At 59.1% G+C, this 2,237-nt stretch carries 3 protein-coding genes; all 3 read left to right on the top strand.

Going from position 1 to position 2,237, the window contains the following annotated elements:
- The first annotated feature begins 80 nt into the window (after positions 1–80).
- The 3 genes from QUA56_RS36395 to QUA56_RS36385 all read left to right on the top strand — a co-directional run bounded on the left by QUA56_RS36395 (position 81) and on the right by QUA56_RS36385 (position 2,142).
- Positions 81–401 carry a hypothetical protein gene (locus tag QUA56_RS36395; protein ID WP_332986675.1) on the top strand — a complete coding sequence of 107 codons (321 nt, stop codon included), beginning with the start codon at positions 81–83 and terminating at the stop codon, positions 399–401.
- An 88-nt stretch (positions 402–489) separates the two neighbouring features.
- Positions 490–1,008 (top strand): hypothetical protein, encoded by a 519-nt coding sequence (locus QUA56_RS36390; RefSeq protein WP_332986676.1) that lies wholly within the window; start codon positions 490–492, stop codon positions 1,006–1,008.
- Between the two features lie 768 nt (positions 1,009–1,776).
- On the top strand, positions 1,777–2,142 hold the full coding sequence (locus QUA56_RS36385; protein ID WP_332986677.1) for a DUF6984 family protein: 366 nt from the start codon (positions 1,777–1,779) through the stop codon (positions 2,140–2,142).
- Positions 2,143–2,237 lie beyond the last annotated feature (95 nt).

Here is a 2,237-nt window from a genome sequence, read left to right as displayed (position 1 = left end):
CGCACCTAACATTTCGCTCAAGCGGACCAATCAATCGCTTCGCGATTGATGTGGCCGCTTAGCTCCAGCGTTAGGCGCCAATGACAGATCGCAGTCACACGGAGCTGTACTCCAAGCTCCTCGCGTTCGTCGAGGAGCACGGCCATGCGGCGCTGGAAGGCGTTGCGGAACGCGGTATGCCGGCGAGCCGAGCGCTTGAGTTCATGGCGCTCCTCGAGGCACATAGAGTGCCGCTGTACGGGCTTGAGGTCTGGCGCAACTGTCCTGGCGGGTATGACCTCGACGTCTCTTCTATTTGGTATTGCAGCAGCGGCCTGCATCACCAGTATTCAGAGGCGCGGGAAGGGCTCCGACTGGCACAGCCAACGCCGGCAGATCTCGTGGCGGTCCAATTCGGCTAAATTGGCGCCTAACATTTCGCTCAAGCGGACAGATCAATCGCTTCGCGATTGATGCTGCCGCTTAGCTCACCAGTTAGGGGCAGGCAGGATGCGACTTTTCGCGGAATTTACGAGCCATCTCCAAAAGAGAATTGAAGATGCGCTGTCTGAGCTCGCCCCTCTTTCGCCGGAGGAGGCCACGGGAATTGCAGCTCAGTTTCCGGGCATCCCGCAGGACTACCTGGACTTTTTGCAACTGTACGGACACGGCGGATTGAAGCTTGGGGAGTATCGCGACACATGGATTCGACAGGAGCCAGTCCTGGCAGCCAGCTACTTCAATGAAGAGCTTTATTACGTCACCTCGGACTTTCCAGCGCCTAGGGGTGACGTCATTGGATTTGCCACTGATGAGGTCGGAGCTCTCTACGGCTTTGACTCTGGCGACGGATGGCGCATCGTGTGCGTGGACGGGCGCCGAGATGTGGTTCGTTTTGAGCTCACGTTTGTGGAGTTCATCGCCGGAGTTGTTTGTTGCCACCCGTACATGCCCGTTGCAAGGATCTCCGGTGGCTGGGTCGATGGAGTCGGGGAGAGGTTCCTCGATACCGAGGCCGTCGCGCGGTAACTTCATGACTACCGGCAGAGGCTCCATGTCAAACTTGCCCCTAACAGTTCGCTCAAGCGGACCAATCAATCGCTTCGCGATTGATGTGGCCGCTTAGCTCCAGCGTTAGGCGGTTGGTTCTAGGGTGGGCTGAGGCGAGTTCGGTCTCGGCAAGTGCGAGACAACTGGCCGCGAGACATCCGGCCCGCCCGCGCTGTGTAGCCGCGCGTCGCAAGTCCGACGGGCCGTCGAGTAGCCAGTGCCAGGTTTAGGCAGGCGCGGGCACAACAAAACTCAATCCGGCCTTGTCTGCTGTTCCTCGCTCCGGCACATTCCGCCTAACTATTCGTTCAAGCGGACAGTCCAATCGCTTCGCGATTGGAGCTGCCGCTTAACTCAGACGTTAGGCACGGAGGCAGCATGATCGGTCACGGCGAGAATCGGACGCGCTTCTTTGTCGCTTACGGATACTCCGTAGTAGCGGCTCTTGCGGTTCTGTCGCAAGCCCTTATGGAAATAGTGAGGGGCGACGGCGCCAAGGAATGGTTGATCGGCCTTGCGGCCGCGATGCTGGTCTCGCTGGTTCCAGGGTGGTTAGCACGCCACCTTCCGGGCCCCATATGGCTCACGCCCGTCGTCCTCGGCATCGGTGCGGGCCTTGCCATGTTTCCTGCGCTAGGCTTCATCTTCTCGGCACTGAGATAGATCAGTGCCTAACAGTTCGCTCAAGCGGACCAATCAATCGCTTCACGATTGATGTGGCCGCTTAGCTCCAGCGTTAGGTGGGCCATGAGACAGCTTCTCGAGACCGAGTGCCCGCTTGTAGAGTTCTTGTTTGATCTGGCGGCCATCCCATTTGATGCTGCGGCAATCACCGTTGCGCCCATGGCAGACGGCGGCATGGGCAGCTTGGCCATTGCGCCCTTCGCTACCGGCCGGCAACTTGGCTCCTCTCCCGCGCAGTGCCACTTCTTCACAGACGAGGGCGTTCCGGTTTCTGCCGTCCTCAACCTCGACAAGGATGGGTTGCCGTTTGAGATCGACGTTTGGCGGGTAGACTTCAAGCCGGTGGTGGCCTGGCCCTCGCGCAACGATCTTGTGGCTGGCCCACCTAACAACTCGCTCAAGCGGACAGATCAATCGCTTCGCGATTGATGCTGCCGCTTAGCTCCAGCGTTAGGCCATGCAGAACTCGCCACTTCTCGACTCAGTGCTTAATCCCGGAGTCATCGCTTTGTGCATGAGCGTTG

The organism is Microcoleus sp. N3A4 (assembly GCF_036701805.1).
Lineage (GTDB): Bacteria > Cyanobacteriota > Cyanobacteriia > Cyanobacteriales > Microcoleaceae > Microcoleus.
This window is presented reverse-complemented; position numbering and strand designations above follow the sequence as displayed.